21 protein-coding genes are annotated in these 18,058 nt (G+C 69.7%); 4 read left to right on the top strand and 17 right to left on the bottom strand.

What is annotated here, in order from left to right:
• The 3 genes from GPZ80_RS20545 to GPZ80_RS20535 all read left to right on the top strand — a co-directional run.
• On the top strand, positions 1-318 hold a 318-nt coding region (locus GPZ80_RS20545; protein ID WP_222719561.1), incomplete at its 5' end, for an integrase core domain-containing protein.
• 6 nt (positions 319-324) lie between these two features.
• Entirely contained in the window at positions 325-738 is a 414-nt protein-coding gene (locus GPZ80_RS20540) for a DUF6463 family protein (protein WP_187222426.1), read from the top strand.
• A gap of 288 nt (positions 739-1,026) precedes the next feature.
• Positions 1,027-1,482, top strand: a complete 456-nt coding sequence (locus tag GPZ80_RS20535) for a DinB family protein (RefSeq protein ID WP_246477275.1) — start codon at positions 1,027-1,029, stop codon at positions 1,480-1,482.
• 79 nt (positions 1,483-1,561) lie between these two features.
• On the opposite strand, the gene GPZ80_RS20530 is transcribed toward GPZ80_RS20535, so the two are convergent.
• Positions 1,562-1,888: a VOC family protein gene (locus GPZ80_RS20530; protein WP_222719560.1), complete on the bottom strand. Its 327-nt coding sequence runs from the start codon at positions 1,886-1,888 to the stop codon at positions 1,562-1,564.
• Positions 1,889-1,921: 33 nt separating this feature from the next.
• Here GPZ80_RS20530 and GPZ80_RS20525 point away from each other — a divergent pair, with 33 nt between their 5' ends.
• A complete protein-coding gene (locus GPZ80_RS20525) occupies positions 1,922-2,275 on the top strand; it encodes a hypothetical protein (protein WP_187222422.1) in 354 nt (117 codons plus the stop codon).
• Between the two features lie 2 nt (positions 2,276-2,277).
• Here the strand turns inward: GPZ80_RS20525 and GPZ80_RS20520 are convergent, their stop codons facing one another.
• The 16 genes from GPZ80_RS20520 to GPZ80_RS20445 all read right to left on the bottom strand — a co-directional run bounded on the left by GPZ80_RS20520 (position 2,278) and on the right by GPZ80_RS20445 (position 17,985).
• Complete coding sequence (locus GPZ80_RS20520) at positions 2,278-2,880, bottom strand: TetR/AcrR family transcriptional regulator (protein WP_187222420.1); 603 nt, start codon at positions 2,878-2,880, stop codon at positions 2,278-2,280.
• A gap of 9 nt (positions 2,881-2,889) precedes the next feature.
• A complete protein-coding gene (locus tag GPZ80_RS20515; RefSeq protein WP_187222419.1) occupies positions 2,890-4,047 on the bottom strand; it encodes an acyl-CoA dehydrogenase family protein in 1,158 nt (385 codons plus the stop codon).
• Entirely contained in the window at positions 4,044-5,993 is a 1,950-nt protein-coding gene (locus GPZ80_RS20510; protein WP_187222416.1) for an ATP-binding protein, read from the bottom strand. Before GPZ80_RS20510 ends, GPZ80_RS20515 begins: the two co-directional genes overlap by 4 nt.
• An 8-nt stretch (positions 5,994-6,001) precedes the next feature.
• Positions 6,002-7,600 (bottom strand): acyl-CoA carboxylase subunit beta, encoded by a 1,599-nt coding sequence (locus GPZ80_RS20505; RefSeq protein ID WP_187222414.1) that lies wholly within the window; start codon positions 7,598-7,600, stop codon positions 6,002-6,004.
• Positions 7,597-8,784 carry an acyl-CoA dehydrogenase family protein gene (locus GPZ80_RS20500; protein ID WP_187222413.1) on the bottom strand — a complete coding sequence of 396 codons (1,188 nt, stop codon included), beginning with the start codon at positions 8,782-8,784 and terminating at the stop codon, positions 7,597-7,599. The genes GPZ80_RS20505 and GPZ80_RS20500 overlap by 4 nt, the downstream gene beginning before the upstream one ends.
• Entirely contained in the window at positions 8,739-10,343 is a 1,605-nt protein-coding gene (locus tag GPZ80_RS20495; protein WP_246477308.1) for an acyclic terpene utilization AtuA family protein, read from the bottom strand. The genes GPZ80_RS20500 and GPZ80_RS20495 overlap by 46 nt, the downstream gene beginning before the upstream one ends.
• A gap of 47 nt (positions 10,344-10,390) precedes the next feature.
• On the bottom strand, positions 10,391-11,179 hold the full coding sequence (locus GPZ80_RS20490) for a TIGR03084 family metal-binding protein (protein WP_187222409.1): 789 nt from the start codon (positions 11,177-11,179) through the stop codon (positions 10,391-10,393).
• Positions 11,180-11,411: 232 nt separating this feature from the next.
• Positions 11,412-12,293 carry a hypothetical protein gene (locus tag GPZ80_RS20485; RefSeq protein WP_187222407.1) on the bottom strand — a complete coding sequence of 294 codons (882 nt, stop codon included), beginning with the start codon at positions 12,291-12,293 and terminating at the stop codon, positions 11,412-11,414.
• A gap of 61 nt (positions 12,294-12,354) precedes the next feature.
• Entirely contained in the window at positions 12,355-13,032 is a 678-nt protein-coding gene (locus GPZ80_RS20480) for a zf-HC2 domain-containing protein (RefSeq protein WP_187222406.1), read from the bottom strand.
• Positions 13,033-13,037: 5 nt separating this feature from the next.
• Positions 13,038-13,589 carry a sigma-70 family RNA polymerase sigma factor gene (locus GPZ80_RS20475; RefSeq protein WP_376771700.1) on the bottom strand — a complete coding sequence of 184 codons (552 nt, stop codon included), beginning with the start codon at positions 13,587-13,589 and terminating at the stop codon, positions 13,038-13,040.
• Between the two features lie 62 nt (positions 13,590-13,651).
• On the bottom strand, positions 13,652-14,938 hold the full coding sequence (locus GPZ80_RS20470; protein WP_187222404.1) for an NAD(P)/FAD-dependent oxidoreductase: 1,287 nt from the start codon (positions 14,936-14,938) through the stop codon (positions 13,652-13,654).
• Positions 14,935-15,153 (bottom strand): ferredoxin, encoded by a 219-nt coding sequence (locus GPZ80_RS20465; RefSeq protein ID WP_187222402.1) that lies wholly within the window; start codon positions 15,151-15,153, stop codon positions 14,935-14,937. Before GPZ80_RS20465 ends, GPZ80_RS20470 begins: the two co-directional genes overlap by 4 nt.
• Positions 15,150-15,737, bottom strand: a complete 588-nt coding sequence (locus GPZ80_RS20460) for a ferric reductase-like transmembrane domain-containing protein (RefSeq protein WP_312880464.1) — start codon at positions 15,735-15,737, stop codon at positions 15,150-15,152. Before GPZ80_RS20460 ends, GPZ80_RS20465 begins: the two co-directional genes overlap by 4 nt.
• Positions 15,721-16,704: a DUF1996 domain-containing protein gene (locus tag GPZ80_RS20455; protein WP_187222400.1), complete on the bottom strand. Its 984-nt coding sequence runs from the start codon at positions 16,702-16,704 to the stop codon at positions 15,721-15,723. Before GPZ80_RS20455 ends, GPZ80_RS20460 begins: the two co-directional genes overlap by 17 nt.
• Positions 16,701-17,495: a DUF4142 domain-containing protein gene (locus GPZ80_RS20450; protein ID WP_187222398.1), complete on the bottom strand. Its 795-nt coding sequence runs from the start codon at positions 17,493-17,495 to the stop codon at positions 16,701-16,703. The genes GPZ80_RS20455 and GPZ80_RS20450 overlap by 4 nt, the downstream gene beginning before the upstream one ends.
• Complete coding sequence (locus GPZ80_RS20445; protein WP_187222396.1) at positions 17,479-17,985, bottom strand: COG4315 family predicted lipoprotein; 507 nt, start codon at positions 17,983-17,985, stop codon at positions 17,479-17,481. Before GPZ80_RS20445 ends, GPZ80_RS20450 begins: the two co-directional genes overlap by 17 nt.
• Positions 17,986-18,058: the final 73 nt, after the last annotated feature.

Raw genomic sequence — 18,058 nt, 5'->3', positions numbered from 1 at the left:
ATCGAGGTGTTGCGACGACCAGTTGAATCCGCCCAATACAGCTCCGCCGAGTACCGCCGCACCCTCACGACGGTGGGTGCCCGACCGTCGATGGGCAGAGTCGGCTCCTGCTACGACAACGCCGTCGCCGAGTCGTTCTTCGCCACCCTCAAAACTGAGATCGGCACCCGGGTCTGGGCCACCCGCGACCAGGCCCGACAGGCCGTGTTCGCCTACCTCGCCTACTACAACCACGACCGTCTACATTCGACACTCAACTACCGAACACCACACGAAACCCGCATCAGCTATCGTCAAGGCCTCGCCCTCGCGGCATGAAACCCGGTGTCCGACTCCCGGGGGGAACCTCAGGCAGGCGGGCTGATCGTGCTGTGCGGACTGGGGCACTCGATCGGCGCCTTGGTGCAGACGGCCCCGCACTACGCCGGAAGCTGGTTCGGCTGGGCGCTGTGGAAAGAGCAGAACAACGACCCGCTCGCGATGAGCCACACCACGGCCGCGTTCTGGTATTCGGTGTACAGCTTCGGTTTGCCGCTGCTCCTGATCGGTGTGATCGTGCTGTGGCTTGATCGCCGGGGCATCACGCCGCCACCGTTCATCGCCTGGAGTGTCGCGGCGTGGACTGTGATCGGCACGGTGCTCTCAGGGTTCTCCCCCTTGCTGTTCCTCCTGGTCGCGGCGGCCCTGTTGCTCGTCGGGGGACGTCGCTCCACCCAGCACCAGCACAACATGGGATAGGATTTGGGCATCGCCTGCGTGCGATGCGGCAGACCGGCGGCAGCCTGGCCCCCGCAGCGCGCAGCTCTTGCGACTCAAAGCCGACAACCGCGCAGTCAGCGCGCGGCTCACCGAGGCCCTTCCGCGCAGAAACCTTCATGCGCCCGAACCTTCCGAAACAGGAGGGCGTCGAACCAAACCGCGAGTGCGACAGGCAGACCCGCCCATGCCACGAACAGAATCGAGCCGACAATGACCTGGTCGATACCACGCACCATCACCGGCGCTGAACGCCATTTGCTCGAGAGCATGTTGGACCGCAACCGAACCGAATTGATCAACACGGTGCGCGGTCTGTCCGAAGCAGAGGCCCGCCGCCGCCTCGTCGCGTCGCCGACCACCCCGATCGGTTTGCTCAAGCACGCCGCGGTCGCCGAGCGGATCTGGTTCCAGCACGTCCTGGGGAAACGTCCCAAGAGCGAATGCGATGGCGGCACGACGGCGGCCGACACCAGCTTCATCGTTGACGACAACGAGACCCTGGCCGACGTGATCGCCGAATTCGAGCGCGCCAGCGAACGCTCACGCGCGATCGCCGCCGATTTCGACTTCGACCACACCACAACACACCACGACCTCGGCGAGGTGAACCTGCGGTTCATCTACCTGCTCATCATCGAGGACTTCGCCCGCCACGCCGGCCACGGCGACATCCTCCGCGAGCAGATCAAGCACCCAGCCGAATCCACCAACGACGTTCGCTGAACTATTGCGGGTCCTCGCGGTGGCAGACGAACTCCACCATGAAACCTTCCGGGTCCTGGACGAAAGCCGCGTAATAGCCCTAGTGGTATTCGGGGAATTCCGTCGGCTCGTGCACAGCCACCGCACCCAGCCGCAGGGCCGCGTCGAACACCTCCTGCACCACCGCCCTGGTGCGCACAATGAACGCGAGGTGCTGCAGGCCCGGCTTGTGCCGCGAGTACGCGCCTTCCTCAAGTGCGCCGTAGAAGAACAGCCAGGTGCCGACCTTCCCGTCGACCGGCCGGTAGGAGAACTCGGTCTCCGTGCTGAAGAACGGCTCGAAGTCCACCATCGGCATGACGACGTCGTAAAAGGCCTTCGCCCTGGCGAGGGACGCGACATTCAGGCCCAGGTGACCGAGTGGCATAACCACACAGTAGCCACATGACACCATGGCCGCGTGCCTGTCGACGATCCGCTAGAGCTCCTGGTCGACCGCGAGATCAGCGCCGTGTGCTTCGTGCGCGACCACGTCGAACCGCATTTCGACGGCCCGGTTCTCCGCGCGCTCGCCAACCCGTGGGGCCTGTACGGCTGCCGGGCGTGGCGTTTCCCCGAAGGGCAGTCCCCGGTCGTCATGCGCTACTACATCGGCTTGACGATCGACAGCTACGAACTCGTCCCGGACCGGTACCTGGCCGTGGACTCCCGTGAGCACCGCTTCGCGATCCCGTTGGACGACGACTCCTCCTACCCCGGTCCCGAAGCGGCCCACCTCATCGTTCCCGACGGGGGCGGGTTCTGGATCTGGTGAGATCAGGACAGAGCGGCGTCCAGGGTCATCGCCCACTGGCGCAGCACCCGTGACCGGCGCTTGGCGTCGTCGGTGAGGAGGTTTGCCAGGCCCAGGCCGCGGGCCAGGTCCAGGGTCGCCTGCACCGCTTCCCGAACCCCGGGGCGGGACTCGTCCGCCCCAAGCGCCTCGACCGTCATCCGGTGCGCCTCCCGACCCACCCGCGCTTCCAGCGGCACGACCTTCTCCCGCAACTGCGCATCCGAAGAAGCCGCCACCCACAGTTGCAGGGCCGCCGAGAACAGCTTGCTCGCGTACATCTCGCCGATCGTGTCGACGACGAACTCGGTCCGGTCGCGCCCCGGCGGCAGGTCCGGCAAGCCCTGCCGCAGGTGCGCCAACCGCTCTTCGGCGACGTACTCGATGGCCGCGGTGACCAGGTCCTCCCGGGTCGGGAAGTGGTGCTGCGCCGCCCCGCGCGACACCCCGGCCCGTTCGGCGACGACCGACACCGTGCTGCCGGTCCACCCGAGTTCGGCGAGGCAGTCGATGGCCGCCGCCAGCAGCCGCTGCCGGGTGGCCCGGCTGCGGTCCTGCTGCGGCTGCCTGACTGCCTCGGTGCTCACGTCACATCCTTAGTACGACTTCGGCAGCCCAAGGGAGAACTGCGCCACGAAGTTCAGGATCATCTCACGGCTCACCGGCGCGATCCGGGTCAGCCGGGACGCGCCGATGAGTGCGCCGAGACCGTACTCGCTGGCCAAACCGTTGCCGCCATGGGTCTGCACAGCCGCGTCCACCGCCTTGATCACGGCCTCCCCGGCGGCGTACTTCGCCATGTTCGCCGCCTCGCCCGCGGCCATGTCGTCGCCGCCGTCGTACAGCGCGGCGGCTTTCTGCATCATCAGCTTGGCCAGTTCCAGCTCGATCTTGGCCTGCGCCAGCGGATGCGCGACGGCCTGGTGCGCGCCGATCGGCTCCTTCCACACCGTGCGGGTCTTCGCGTACTCGACGGCCTTCTCCAGCGCGAAGCGGCCCATACCCACGGCGAACGCCGAAGCCATGATCCGCTCCGGGTTCAGCCCGGCGAACAGCTGCATCAGCGCCGCGTCCTCGGAGCCGATCAGCGCGTCGCCGGGGAGCCGGACGTCGTCGAGGAACAGGGCGAACTGGTAGTCCGGCGACACGATGTCCATCGGGATCTTCGTGAACTCGAACCCGGCGGCGTCGGTCGGGACGACGAACAGCGCGGGCTTGAGCTTGCCGGTCTTCGCGTCCTCCGTGCGACCCACGACCAGCACCGACTGCGACTCGTCGACGCAGGAGATGAACACCTTGCGCCCGCTGAGAATCCAGCCGTCGCCGTCACGCCGGGCGGTGGTGGTCAGCTTGTGCGCGTTGGACCCCGCGTCAGGCTCGGTGATCGCGAACGCCATGCGCAGCGACCCGTCGGCGAAGCCCGGCAGGTAGCGCTGCTTCTGCTCGTCCGTCCCGAACCGCGCGATGATCGTCGCGCAGATCGCCGGGGACACGACCATCTGCAGCAGTCCGGTGCCGGTCGCGCCCAACTCCTCGCACACCGCGGCCAGGTCGCCGATGCCGCCACCGCCGCCGCCGAACTCCTCCGGCACGTTGACGCCGAGGTAGCCGAGCTTGCCCGCCTCGTTCCACAACTCGGTGGTGTGCCCGCCGGACCTGGCCTGCTTGACCAGGTAATCGTGGCCGTACTTGCGGCCCAGTTCGCCGACGGCCGCCCGCAGCGCCTGGCGTTCCTCGGACTCGGTGAAGCTCATGATTCCTCCACGACTACGGCGAGGACCCGGCCGACGTCGACCTGGTCTCCTGGGGACACGGTGAGTTCGCTGACCACACCGGTGACGGGTGCGTCGATCCGGTGTTCCATCTTCATCGCCTCAAGCCACAGCAGCGGCTGCCCGGCGTCGACCCGCTGGCCCGCCTCGGCGGCCACCCGGATCACGGTCCCGGGCATCGGCGCGAGCAACGAGCCCGGCGCGACATGGTCGGCCGGGTCGGCGAACCGCGGCGGCACGGTCAGCGTGACCGACCCGAAAGTCGAGTCCACACAAGCGATACCGGGATAGCGGGCGACTTCGAACACCCGCCGCACGCCCGCGACGTCCAACTCGACCCGCGTCGGCGAGGAAGCGAGCAGCCGAACCCCCTCGACGCCGGAAAGCCCGTCCCGGGTGATCCGGTAGCGCACCTCGTGCTCGCCCGAAGCCGACTCGAACCGCTTGATCTGCGGCTGCGACACGACGTTGCGCCACCCGGCCGGAATCCGCCCCTGCACCTTCGCCGCCGCCCGGTTGGCCTCGGTGTCGGCGATCGCGGCGGCCAGCGCGGACAGCGACTCGGCGTCCTTGTCGGCGATGGGCGCGGCGAGCGTGTCCAGGCCGTGCCGGTCGAAGAACGCGGTGTCGGTGTCGCCCGCCAGGAACGCCGGGTGCCGCAGCACCCGCACCAGCAGGTCCCGATTGGTCCGAACCCCGTGGACCCGCGCCCGGAGCAGTGCTCCGGCAAGTGAGCGGGCGGCGCTGGTGCGATCAGGCGCCCACGAGATGACCTTGGCCAGCATGGGGTCGTAATGCACCCCGACCAGCGAACCGCTGACCACACCGGAGTCGACGCGGATGCCCGCGCCGGCCGGGTTGGCGAACGAAGCGAGAGCATTGATCTCGAATCGGTGCAGTGCTCCGCTTTGCGGCAGCCAGTTCGCCGCCGGGTCCTCGGCGTAGAGCCGGACCTCGATGGCGTGCCCCCGGCTGACCGGCGGCTCGGCGGCCAGCGGAGCACCTTCGGCGATGGACAGCTGCAGCGCGACGAGGTCGAGCCCGGTGACGCACTCGGTGACCGGGTGCTCGACCTGCAGCCGGGTGTTCATCTCCAGGAAGAAGAACCGGCCGGACTCGTCGGCCAGGAACTCGACCGTGCCCGCGCCCTCGTAGCCGATCGCGGCGGCGGCCTTGCGCGCGGCGTCGAACAGCCGCTCCCGCATGCCCTCCGTGCGCTCGACCAGCGGCGACGGCGCTTCCTCGATGACCTTCTGGTGGCGGCGCTGGATGGAGCACTCGCGCTCCCCCACCGCCCACACCGTCCCGTGCCGGTCGGCCATCACCTGGACCTCGATGTGCCTGCCGGTCTCCAGGTACGGCTCGATGAACACCGTCGAGTCGCCGAACGCCGACCCGGCCTCCGACCGCGCCCCCTCGACCGCCCCGGCCAGCTCGGCCTGGGACCGCACGATCCGCATCCCGCGACCGCCACCACCAGCCGAGGCCTTGACCAGCACCGGAAAATCGGTCACCGCGTCCGGGTCCATATTGGACAGCACGGGCACACCCGCGGCAGCCATCAGCTCCTTGGATTCGATCTTGGAGCCCATCCGCTCGATCGCCTCGACCGGCGGGCCGACCCAGACCAGCCCGGCGTCGATGACCGCGCGGGCGAACTCGGCGTTCTCCGACAGGAAACCGTATCCGGGGTGGATGGCGTCCGCCCCGGCGTCCCGCGCGGCCTGGATGACCAGGTCGCCGCGCAGGTAGGTCTCGGCGGGCGTGTTGCCCGGCAGCCGGACCGCGGTGTCGGCGTCGGCGACATGCGGGGAGTCGGCGTCCGCGTCGGAGTACACCGCGACAGTCGCGATGCCGAGGTCGCCGGCGGTGCGGAAGACCCGCCGCGCGATCTCCCCACGGTTGGCCACGAGAACTGAGGTGATCATGTGGGCGCTCACATCCGGAAGACGCCGAAACCGTCGGCGCCCTTCACTGGTCCATTGTGGATCGCGGACAGGGAGATACCGAGCACCGTGCGGGTGTCCCGGGGGTCGATGATGCCGTCGTCGTAGACCATGCCGGACAGGAACGTCGGCAGCGACTGCGCCTCGATCTGGCCTTCGACCATGGCACGCATGGCCGCGTCGTGCTCTTCGTTGTAGATCTGCCCCTTGGCTTCGGCGCCTTGGCGCATGACGATCGAGAGCACGCCCGCGAGCTGCGCGGCGCCCATGACCGCGGATTTGGCGCTGGGCCAGGCGAAGAGGAACCGGGGGTCGTAGGCGCGGCCGCACATGCCGTAGTGCCCGGCGCCGTAGGACGCGCCGATGAGCAGCGAGATGTGCGGGACCTTCGAGTTCGACACGGCGTTGACCATCATCGCGCCGTGCTTGATCATGCCGCCCTGCTCGTACTCCTTGCCGACCATGTAACCGGTGGTGTTGTGCAGGAAAAGCAGCGGAGTGTTCGTCTGGTTGGCCAGCTGGATGAACTGGGTCGCCTTCTGCGCTTCCTCGCTGAACAGCACACCACGCGCGTTGGCCAGGATGCCCACGGGATAGCCGTGGACCTGCGCCCAGCCGGTGACCAGGCTGGAGCCGTAGAGCGGCTTGAACTCGTCGAAGTCGGAGCCGTCGACCACCCGGGCGATGACCTCGCGCGGGTCGAACGGGATCTTGAGGTCCGTGGGCACGATGCCCAGCAGGTCCTCGGCGTCGTGCTCGGGTTCGGCGTAGTCTGCGGCCGGGGCCGGGCCGAGCTTGCGCCAGTTGAGTCGCTTGACGATCCGCCTGCCGAGCCGGATCGCGTCCTGCTCGTCGGCGGCGAGGTAGTCGGCGAGGCCGGACACGCGGGCGTGCATCTCCGCGCCGCCAAGGGATTCGTCGTCGGAGTCCTCACCGGTGGCCATCTTCACCAGCGGCGGACCGCCGAGGAACACCTTCGCGCGCTCCTTGACCATGACGACGTAATCGGACATGCCCGGCAGGTACGCGCCGCCCGCGGTCGAGTTGCCGAACACCAGGGCGACGGTCGGGATGCCCGCGGCCGAGGCCCGGGTCAGGTCGCGGAACGTGCGCCCGCCGGGGATGAAGATGTCCTTCTGCGTCGGGAGATCGGCGCCACCGGACTCGACGAGGTTGATCGTGGGCAGCCGGTTCTGCGCTGCGATGTCGGCGGCGCGGAAGCCCTTCTTCATGCCCCACGGGTTGATCGCGCCGCCTTTGACCGTCGGGTCGTTGGCGTTGATCATGCACTCGACGCCCTCGACGACGCCGATGCCGGTGACCAGGCTCGCGCCGACCGGGAAGTCCGAGCCCCAGGCCGCCAGCGGCGACAGTTCGAGGAACGGGGAGTCCGGGTCGAGCAGCATCTCGACCCGCTCGCGGGCCAGCATCTTGCCGCGCTTGTGGTGCCGGGCGGTGTACTTCTCCCCGCCCCCCGCCACCGCCTTGGCGTGCTCGGTGTCGAGTTCGGCGAGCTTGGCCAGCATCGCCTCGCGGTTGGCCTGGAAGTCGGCGCCCGTGCTGTCCACCGAGGAGCGCAGTGTGGTCATGAGGTGTATCCCAATCGCTTCGCGGCCAGGCCGGTCATGATCTCGTTGGTGCCGCCGCCGATACCGAGGATCCGCATGTCGCGGTAGTGGCGTTCCACTTCGGACTCCCGCATGTAGCCAAGGCCGCCGAAGAGTTGCACCGCCTGGTGCGCGACCCACTCGCCGGTCTCGACGGCGGTGTTCTTCGCGAAGCAGACCTGGGCGATGACGTCCTCGCCCGCGAGGTGCCGGGCGGCGACGTCACGGGTGTAGACCCGGGCCACGTCGATCTTGCGGGCCATCTCGGTGACGGTCGTCTGCACCGACTGCCGGGAGATCAGCGGGCGACCGAAGGTCTCCCGCATCCGGCACCACTCCAGCGTCAGGTCCAGCGCCCGCTGCGCCGCCGCGTACGCCTGCACCGCGAGGGTGAGCCGCTCGGCGACGAAGTTCTGGGCGATCTGGATGAACCCGGTGTTCTCCTTGCCCACCAGGTTCGCCGCGGGCACCCGGCAGTCCACGAAGGCCAACTCGGCGGTGTCCGAGCACAGCCAGCCCATCTTCTCCAGCCGCTTGCTCACGGTGAAGCCGGGTGTGTCCTTCTCGATGACCAGCAGCGAGATCCCGTGCGCGCCCGCGTCGCCGGTCCGCACCGCGGTGGTGACGAAGTCGGCGCGAACGCCAGAGGTGATGAACGTCTTGGCGCCGTTGACGATGAAGTCGTCGCCGTCGCGCTTGGCCGTGGTGCGCAGGCCCGCGACATCCGAGCCGCCGTCGGGTTCGGTGATAGCCAGGGAGCCGATCAACGAGCCGGCCAGCGTCGGCTTGACCCACTTCTCGATGTGCTGCGGGTCCCCCGCGAAAGCGATGTGCGGCACGGCGATTCCGCAGGTCAGCAGCGCGGCGATGAGTCCGCCGGACGCGCCCGCGTAGTGCATCTCCTCGACGACGACCATGGCGTCGATGACGTCGCCGCCACCGCCGCCGACGGCCTCAGGGAAGGCGACGCCGAGCAGCCCGAGTTCGGCCGCCGCGCAGTGCAGCGACCGGGGAACCTCGCCCGCGCGCTCCCAGGACTCCAGGTGCGGCAGCACTTCGGTGTCCATGAACCGGCGCACGGTCGCGCGCAGCTCACGGCGTTGCGGGGTGTCGAACGGGTTCACAGGAAGACCTCCGGGACGTCGATGTGCCGTGATCGCAGCCATTCGCCGAACGCCTTGGCCTGCGGGTCGAAGCGGGTGGCCGCGGCGACGCCCTGGCCGAGTAGGCCGTGCACGACGAAGTTGACCGCGGCGAGGTTCGGGTAGAGGTGCCGCTCGATGTCCAGCCCCAAGGTCTCGGGCAGCAGCGAGCGCAGGCGTTCCACGGTCAGCGTGCGCACCAGCCAGTCGAACGCCTCCGGCCGCCGCACCCACAGCCCCAGGTTGGCATCGCCACCCTTGTCACCCGACCGCGCGCCGACAACGGACCCGAGCGGAACCCGTCGCGTAGGACCGAAATCGGTGCCCGGGTCGGTCCAGTCGACGGAGCGGGGCTCGACCGCCGCGCCCTCGGTCCACTTCAGCACGTGATTCTCGCCGTTGGGCAGGACCGCGGTGTGCTCCACCTCGGCGGGCGAGACGTATTCCGGCCGGTACACCCCGATCGGCGTGCCGTCGGCGGGCGGAGCAGTCAGGGTGAAGCCAGGATAGGAGGCCAGCGCGAGTTCGACGGTCGCCCGAGAGAACGCCTTGGCCCGCGCCGGGTCCGGCGTCTTGACCATGACGTGCAGCAGCGCGCTGGCCGCCTCCTCGGTGTCCGCGTCGGGGTGGTCGGTGCGGGCCAGCGTCCACGTGAGGCCGTCCTCGCCGATCAGCGATTCCAGCTGCCGCCGCACCAGCGCGGCCTTCGCCTCGATGTCGAGTCCACAGAGGACGAAGGTGGCGCTGTTGCGGAACCCGTCGAGGGTGTTGACGCACACCTTCACCGTCTCCGGCGGCGGCCCGCCGCGCACACCGCTGATCCGCACCCGGTCGGGACCGTCCGATGCCAGCGAGATGGTGTCGAAGCGGGTGGTGACGTCCGGGCCCAGGTAGTCGACGCCCTGGATCTCGTAGAGCAGTTGCGCTGTCACGGTTTCCACCGTCACCGCGCCACCGGTCCCGGTGTGCTTGGTGATGACCGAGGACCCGTCCTCCGAGATCTCGGCGATCGGGAATCCGGCGTGGCCGAGGTCGGCGATCTCGGTGAAGAAGGAGAAGTTGCCGCCCGTGGCCTGCGCGCCGCACTCGATGACGTGCCCGGCGACGGTGGCTCCGGCGAGCGCGTCGAAGTTGTCGCGGGCCCAGCCGAAGTGCGCGGCGGCAGGCCCGACCACCAAGGACGCGTCGGTGACCCGTCCGGTCACCACGATGTCAGCCCCCGCGCGCAGGCATTCCGCGATCCCCCACGCGCCAAGGTAGGCGTTTGCGGTCAGCGCCCCTTCGCGCGGAAGCAAGTCGTCGCCTTCGACGTGGGCGACGGAAACCTCGATGCCGAGCTTGTCCGACAGCGCCCGAACCGCCTGGGCGAGGCCCGCCGGGTTCAACCCGCCCGCGTTGGTGACGATCTTGACCCCGCGCTCGACCGCCAGTCCGAGGCAGTCCTCAAGCTGGCGGACGAACGTCTTCGCGTATCCGCCCGTCGGGTCCTTCATCCGCTGCCTGCCAAGAATCAGCATGGTCAGCTCGGCGAGGTAGTCACCGGTCAGGACGTCGAGCTCGCCGCCGGTCAGCATCTCGCGCATCGCCGAGAGGCGGTCGCCGTAGAAGCCGGACGCGTTGCCGATGCGGATCACGCCTTCGCCCTCCCGGTCCCCGGCGCCCCCGCGAACGCTTGCGCGATGTCGAGCCATTCGTCGGCCTGCGCGCCGAACGCGACCAGCGCGGTGTCGTCGCGGTGCACGCGCTGGGTGACGAGCAGGCAGAAGTCGATGGCGGGCCCGGTGACCCGCTGGGCGGCGTCGGTCGGCCCCCACGTCCACAGGGACATATCCGGCGCGAGCAGCTCCACGCGGAACGGCTCCGCGGGCGGGGTGCGGCCGTTGAGCTGGAAGGCGAAGTCGCGGGTGCGCACCCCGAGGTGGGCGACGTGCTTGATCCGCGGACTCGGCGACCGCTTGATCCCGAGCGCGTCGGCCACGTCGCAGGAGTGCGCCCAGGTCTCCATGATCCGCGCGGTCGCCATGGACGCGGCGCTCATCGGCGGCCCGTACCAGGGCAGTTTCGTCCCGGCGGGCACCTGCGCGAGGGCGTCGTTGAGGTCGTCGCGCAGCGAGCGCCACCGGGCCAGGAGCTGCGCGGGCGGCAAGGCGGCACCCTCGGCGGCCCCGTCGTCGACGAAGTGCGCCACGTTGCCCCCGCTCAGCGCGGCGGCGAACTCGGCCTGAAAGGCCTCCGGGTCGGTCACGGCGAGCAAGGACCGCTCGTCGGTCCAGGCCAGGTGGGCGACCTGGTGGGCGACCGTCCACCCCTCCGCGGGCGTCGGCGTGGCCCACTCGTCGTCGGACAGCGGCTCGACCCAGGAGTCGAGTTCGGCGCCTTCGGCCCGCAGGTCGGCGAGCAGCGCGGTCAGATCGATCACATGCTTACCGTCGCACGACTACCCGGCCAAATCAAGCATGCGTGCTTGATTTTATTCTCCAAAGAGTCGATGGACAACGCGAATGACCCCCTGACCAGTGCCTTTGGTCAGAGGGCCATTCCAGCTCGACGTCGTGTCTCGATCGGGTGATCCCTGCTCGACCACCCGAGCGAGGTCCGGCCGAGCCGTGGTTTCTCACCCCACAGCGTCGGTGTTCGTGGTGGACCTCCTCTCAGCCGGTCGCTTTGCCGCCGTCGGGTTTGGCGGCGAACCAGGTCCCGCCGACGCCCTGCCCCTTGATGTCGCACGGGACCTTGTCGTCGGCGAAGAGATAAAGCGGCCACCCCCCGGCCGTGAGCTGCCGGGACCCGTCGCCGCGCTCGACAATGCCCAGCGCGGCCGGGTCGGCGCCGTCGAGCTTCGGCGCGGCACCTTCGGGGACAAGCACGGGCGGCCACTTCGCGGCGCAGTCGCCGTCGCAGTTGGACTTCGGCGGGTTCGCGGTGTCCTTGTCGAACCGGTACAGCGTCATCCCGGCCGCGTCGGTGAGGATCTGGCCGAGCGGCGCCACCGACATCACCTTCACCTCAAGGGAACCGGCTTCAGGAGCGATGGCCTTCTTGCCCGCCGCGGTGAAGCCGAACCAGGTCCCGCCGACACCCTGCCCCTTGACGTCGCCGGGTCCGGTGTCCTGGGCGTAGGTGTAGGCGGGCCACCCGCTGATGCTCAGCTGCCGGGTGCCGTCCGCGCGCTTGAGGCTCGACACCAACGCCTTGTCCACACCGTCGACCGCGAACTCGGCACCCTCCGGAACCAGCACCGGCGGCCACTTCGCCGCACACTCACCGTCGCAAGTGGACGTCGGAGGTTTGGCGGTGTCCTTGTCGAACCGGTACAGCGTCTTCCCGTCGCCGGTGGTGATGATCGCCCCGAGGTCCGGCACGGTGGCGACGGCGAGTTTCGCCTGCGCGGCGCCGGTGTCCGGATATGCGTCGGATTTGACCACCGCGACCTCGCTCGGAATCGTGCCGGTGGATTCGCCGCCGCACGCCGTCGAGGCGATGCCGATGGGCACCAGCGCCACGGCCAGGGCGAAGTTCCGAATTCGCGTCATTGGCTCTCCCATTTCCGTATCGGCTTTCCCAAGGAAATACGTGACGGCGGCCGATCCGGTTCTATTTTTCTGGCGCCTTGAGCGTCGTTATGATTTTTCCGGAGGAAACGCGGCGGACTTCGACCCGGTCGATCTGGGCCACTGGATACGGAGTCGTTCCCGACACCACCACCCGTTCGCCCTTTTTCGGCGGGTCGAACAAGGCGATTTCCGTGGTCTCCCCCGCGCGGGACACGACAACGGCCGAACACGGCGTCGAGCCGGTGATCCCACCAAGGTCGAGCGCGATCCGGCTGCCCTCCGGCGTGGTCTCCACCCAGGCGTGCGACGTCGACGATTCGAGGGACCCCCTGACACCGCCCGGTTCCTCGGCCACGGGATCGAGCCGGGTCAGCGCCGTCGGCGGCTCCGAAGCGGCGGGCGGGTCGGCGCCGTCCCAGCCGAGGAACCCGATCGCCGTCACCGCCCCCGAGAGGAACACGAGCACCGCCGCCGCGGTCGCCGCGCCCAAGTGCTGGAACCGCCGCCGCTTCGTGGGCAGGCCGTAGATCACGGCTCCCCGCACGGGGGCATCCGGCCAGGTCTCGGCGACCGTGTCCAGCAGCCCGGGCAGTTCCTGCAGTTCGAACAGCTCCACCTGGCAGTTCGCGCAACTCGCGAGGTGGCCCTCGAAGGCCTCCGTGCCGCGGGCGTCGAGCGTCCCGAGGGCGTAGGCCGCGACGTCGAAGTGCGAAGCCATGCCGCTCACCCCCGCGCCCGAAGCGCGCGCCGCAGGGCTCGCATCGCGTGGTAGGTCCGGGATTTGACCGTGCCCGGCGGGATGCCCAGCAGGACCGCGGCCTCGTCGACGGTGTGACCCTTCAGGTACGTCTCGATGATCGCCTCGCGCTGGTCGGCCGAGATCCGGCGCAGCGCGTCGTGCACGACGATCGCGTCGACCGTGCTGTCGGCCTTGTCGGAGACGCCGACCCGGTCCTCGGCGATGTCGGTGCCGCGGATCTCGATGGGCCGGACCTGCCGCCCGCGGTGGGTGTCGATCACGATCCGGCGGGCGACGACGAACAGCCAGCCGCGCAGCATCTCCGGCCGCTGATCAAGTTTGTCGGCGTGTTTCCACGCCCGGATGAAAGTCTCCTGGACGACGTCCTCGGTCCATTGCCGGTCGTATTTCGTCAAACCGAGAACATGGGCGCTGAGCTGGTTCGCGAATTGACGATAAAGCTGCCGCACCCACTCGTCCTTCGGGTCGTCAGGCACGACCGCGACCGGTCTGACTGCCCGCGTATGGCGACCCACTCGGGGGAGCATGGCCGACTGCCGTGATTCTGTCCATTCAGCGCGCTCGGTCACGGAAACCCTCATTGTCCGGTCATTATTCCGTTTGGTCCATCGAATGAGTGCCGACTGGCGTAGTGCCGTTCGATGAGGACGCGGGCGGGGATGCCGTCGCGGGGCGGGCGCGCGCGCGGCCTGCGACCGGCGGTGGGGACGGGGAGCAACCGGTCCAGGGTCGCGGTCCAGTCGAGCATCGCGTGCGGGCGGTCCCACGTGGCGACGGCGACCAGGTTCCCGGCCCGGACGAACCCGGTGACTCCCGCGTCGAGCGGGACGGTGTCGGTGGCCAGCGCGGGCATCCCGACGTGCTGCACCCGCACGTCGAACTGGCTGGTCCAGGCCCTGGGCAGCGGAGTGAACGGCTTGGCCGCCCACTTGCCGGCGAGCAGGTTCTCCGCCGCCGCCCGGCCGCCCTCGACGGCGGTGATCCAGTGCTCCACCCGCCTGGGAACGGGGTCGAACCGCAGGTTGGGCCAGCGGGCGATGTCCCCGGCGACGGCGACGTCGTCGACCCCGGCGGCGAACAGGGTCGGCTCGCAGAACACCCCGTCGTCCACCCGGAGGCCGGACCCGCGCAGCCACTCCACCGACGGCGTGCTGCCGACGGCCAGCACCACGCACGCGGCGAACACGACGTCGCCGTTGTCCAGGTGCAGGCCGACGCCGTCCCGCCCGGTGTCCCACTTCCTGATCCGGGCGTTGCTCCGGGTGTCGACCCGGTGCCCGGCGTGCAGGTCGCCTGCCGCGTCGGCGATCGCGTCGCCGAAGCGATGCAGCAGCTTGGCCGAGTTGTTGACGACGATGACCTCGCGGCCCATCGCCCGCATGCTCGCGGCGAACTCGCAGCCGATGAACCCGCCACCGACGACCACCGCGGGCAGCCTGCTCGTCCGCAGCGCCGCCTGGACCCCCTCGGCGTCCTCGACCGTGCGCAGCACCCGCACTCGCGGGTCGTGTCGCGGCGCGCCCGGCAACGACCGGGGATACCCGCCGGTGGCGAGGATCAGGCCGTCATAGCCGACTTCCTCGCCACCGGGCAGGAGAACGGCGTGCCGAGCGGTGTCGAGCCCGATCGCCCGGGTGCCCAGCCGCCAGCCGACGTCCAGTTCGACGGCGGCCTCCAGCGTCACGTCCCGGGCTTTGCGGCTGCCGCACAGCAGCGCCTTGCACACCGCGGGCCGGTGGTACGGCTTGCGCGGCTCGTCGCCGATCATCACCACTTCACCGTCGAAACCCAGCTGCCGCAGTCGTTCGGCGGCGCGGAAGCCCGCGGCGCCCGCGCCGACGACGACGATCCGCTCCACGGTCACCGGGCACTCTCCCGCAGCCGGATCGCCTGCATCGGGCAGTTCCGGGCGGCGGCGGCGACCGCGATCTCGTCGGCCGGGTCGATCCGCCTGCCATGGCGGAGCCGGTTGTCGCTGAGCCGGAACACCTCGGGCGCCTCGGCGACGCAGATCCCGTACAACTCGCACCGGTCGTTGTCGACGCGCACCACCGTGGCACGTCCGCGTCCGCGTCTCATACCTTCTCCGTCTCCACTCCGAGTCGTTCGAGCGTGTGCGCGGGCAGGGCGCGCAGCACCGCCAAGGTGACGGCCGGGACGAGCAGGGTGATCCCACCCAGCCACAGCACCGAGAGATGGCCGTTGGCCAGGGCGCCCAGCAGGGAATGCAGCGCGCCCAAGGGAATCGCGAGATACGCCGTGCGATGCAGCCACGCCCAGCGGCGGTAGGCGGTCCACCCGTGCAGGCATGCGCTGAGCGCGACGGCGACCATCAGGTACAGCGACACCACGCCAAGCCCGTGCCGGACGTTGGGAACGAAGGGCGTCAGCAGGTGCTCCAACGGCATCGGCCCGCTTGGCAGGAACCGGAAGCACACCGCGTGCACCACGGCGAACACGATCGTGAGCGTCCCCAGGGACAGGTGCGCGGCCCGCATCGCCTTGCGGCTGACCGCGTGCCTGCCCCACCCGGTGACCGTCATGACGCCCAGGCACAGGGTCAGACACATGAGTCCGTAGGCGAAGCGCGCGCTGAGCGCCGCGACCGCCCGCACGCCGGGTTCCTCCGCCGCCTGGGCGAGCAGGTCAGCAGGTGCGGCCACTGTTGACACACCTCACCACGTCACCCATCTGCGTGCGGTTCATCAACAGGTGGACGAAGCCGTGGTCGGAGTCGGGCCGGTGGTTCTCCTGCGGGAACCCGTCGAGCGCGAAACCCTGGGCCACATTGGCTTTCGCCGGGACCGCGTACTCGACGGTCATGTCCAGCTGCGGGATCGCGACGGTGTTGCGCGGGCAGCGGCCGGAGCTGTCGGGGAACCGGACGTGGTCGCGGTGGTTGGCGCTGTCGAGGCTGCGGCCGTCCCAGCAGCTCGGGTACTCCAGCAGCCGCACGACACTTCGGCCACGAGGGCATACCGGGTACTTGGCGGTGGTGCGGTCCTCGAAGCCCCTGCAGGTCCAGCTGACCCGGACGTTGCCCGGACCGTTCTCCCCCGGCTTCGCGTCGCCGGTGGTCATCCTCAGCCCCTGCGGCGCCGCGACGACCTTCTGGAACCGGTTGCCGCGGAACAACAATGTGACCTTGCCGTCGAGGATCGCGCCGAGGTTGCCGTCCTTGCCGCCGCCGGGCTGACCGGCGTCGTCGCCGTTGCGGGTCAGGTCGCGCAACACCGGCCACAGGTACGACGACTTGTCGCCGGTCGCGCAGGTGGTCCCGCCGCGCAGCAGGGACCGGTCGCTGGAGCGGCCGTTGGTGGTGAGGTTCCCGACGTGGTCGTGCTGGTGCTGGGCGGCGTTCACCACGCCCGGCGCGGCGATGTGGTTGTCGGAGTTGCGGTGTTTCTCCTCGTTGTTCCCGCACTTGTTGACGAACGAACCAGGCGACGCCCGCCGCTGGATCTGGACCTTGTTCGGCCGGACCTTCGTTATGTCGACGTAGAACGCCTTCAGCGGGGCCGTGCCGGTGCCGGGACCGCCGCCGTGGGCGCGCGCGATGCCGATGCCCGCCGCCGAACCGCCGACGACGAGCGCGGCGACCGCGAGTGCCGTCCAGTGCTTGACCTTCATGTCCTGGTTCCTTCCATCTCGTTGACTGCGAACGACCCGACAGAGGGCGGCGCCGCCTTGCCGCGCGAGCGGCGCAGCCAGGCGATGAGCAGCACCACCAGCGCGGACTCGGCGAACACGAGCAGCCCGACCAGCGCGAACGCCCGGGCGTCGGCCCGCAGTTCGGTGTCGAAGGAGGTGCCCGCGAGCGGCTCGGCGATCGTGGTGAAATCCACCAGCCCGGTCTTCTCCAGCAGGTTCTGGTGCCGCAGCACGGCCTGGTTCGCGATGGACGCGAGGTCGCGCACCTCGGCGTTGCGGCTGCCGCCGCGCACCTCGGCGATGGTCACCAGAACCGAGCCGTGGGCCTGCCGCAGGCGGTTGGCGAAGATCTGGTCGAACTCCTCGGGGCTGCCCGCCGCCCGCATCTCGGCCAGCCAGCCCTGCTGCGATTCGTTGGGCTCGTCCGGCAGCGGGACCCGCAGCTTCGCCGCGGACTGGCGGACCGCGACGTCGAGCTGCCCGTGGTCGACCATGAGTGTCATCCCGAGCGCCTGGATCTTCGCGTTGCGCGAGACCTCGCGGGCGATCTCGCCCGCGGGTCCCTCCCAGAGGCCCGCCCGGCGCGCGGCACGCAGCAGCTCCACGTCGGCGGCGCCGAGCGGACCCCATTCGGTCGGTCGCGGCTCGGGGTTCCGCGACTCGACGAGGATTGTGGGCACCAGCCCCACCGCGACCACCGCGAGGAGCAGCACGGCGGCCACCGCGGCGAGGACGCGGCGGGGCCCGAGCACGTCACGGATTGACCGCACTGGACCCCTCCAGCACCGTGGTGAGCTCGGCCTTGCCGCCGGTGGCGCCGACGACGAACCAGTCGGCGTTTCGGCCGGTCATCTCGCCGGGCATGGAGTCGCCGGCGAAGGTGTAGAGCGGCCTGCCCGCCAGCGTGGCCTGCTTCGCGCCGCCCGGGCGGTCGACGGAGCCGACCATGGCCTGGTCGAGGTCGGTGATCTTGAGGTCCTCGGTGAACGGCACCGGCCGCCAGGTCTCCGCGCACTTGCCCGCGCACGCTGACCTGGCCGGATTTGTCTTGTCCTTCACGAATCCGTAGACCGTGCGCCCGTTGCCGTCCACGACGATGGGGCCGCTGTTGAAACCGCGCACCAGTTGCAACCCGGCGGGGCGTGGCTGTGCGGCAACGAGTTCGACGTGGTGTCCCCGGCGTTCCTTGGGCTTGGCTTCGTCGCCGCCGTGGCATCCCGCCACAGCCAACGCCAGGCCCACCAGCATGACCGCTTTCATTCCGACCTCCGCGCTGCCGTCTTGGGTCTGTGCAAGAACGTACGAGCGGGGAGTCATTACGGTTTAAAGAAAA

The sequence above is a fragment of the Actinokineospora xionganensis genome (genome assembly GCF_014323725.1).
GTDB classification, from domain to species: domain Bacteria; phylum Actinomycetota; class Actinomycetes; order Mycobacteriales; family Pseudonocardiaceae; genus Actinokineospora; species Actinokineospora xionganensis.
This window is presented reverse-complemented; position numbering and strand designations above follow the sequence as displayed.

Coding starts and splice junctions, on each gene's coding strand:
- GPZ80_RS20515 (WP_187222419.1), bottom strand. CDS start 4,047: ATGAGCTTCACCGAGTCCGAGGAACGCCAGGCGCTGCGGGCGGCCGTC.
- GPZ80_RS20500 (WP_187222413.1), bottom strand. CDS start 8,784: ATGGCTGCGATCACGGCACATCGACGTCCCGGAGGTCTTCCTGTGAAC.
- GPZ80_RS20465 (WP_187222402.1), bottom strand. CDS start 15,153: ATGAGACGCGGACGCGGACGTGCCACGGTGGTGCGCGTCGACAACGAC.
- GPZ80_RS20495 (WP_246477308.1), bottom strand. CDS start 10,343: ATGCGCGAGATGCTGACCGGCGGCGAGCTCGACGTCCTGACCGGTGAC.
- GPZ80_RS20445 (WP_187222396.1), bottom strand. CDS start 17,985: ATGAAAGCGGTCATGCTGGTGGGCCTGGCGTTGGCTGTGGCGGGATGC.
- GPZ80_RS20455 (WP_187222400.1), bottom strand. CDS start 16,704: ATGAAGGTCAAGCACTGGACGGCACTCGCGGTCGCCGCGCTCGTCGTC.
- GPZ80_RS20510 (WP_187222416.1), bottom strand. CDS start 5,993: ATGATCACCTCAGTTCTCGTGGCCAACCGTGGGGAGATCGCGCGGCGG.
- GPZ80_RS20530 (WP_222719560.1), bottom strand. CDS start 1,888: ATGCCACTCGGTCACCTGGGCCTGAATGTCGCGTCCCTCGCCAGGGCG.
- GPZ80_RS20480 (WP_187222406.1), bottom strand. CDS start 13,032: ATGGCTTCGCACTTCGACGTCGCGGCCTACGCCCTCGGGACGCTCGAC.
- GPZ80_RS20505 (WP_187222414.1), bottom strand. CDS start 7,600: ATGACCACACTGCGCTCCTCGGTGGACAGCACGGGCGCCGACTTCCAG.
- GPZ80_RS20485 (WP_187222407.1), bottom strand. CDS start 12,293: ATGACGCGAATTCGGAACTTCGCCCTGGCCGTGGCGCTGGTGCCCATC.
- GPZ80_RS20535 (WP_246477275.1), top strand. CDS start 1,027: ATGTTGGACCGCAACCGAACCGAATTGATCAACACGGTGCGCGGTCTG.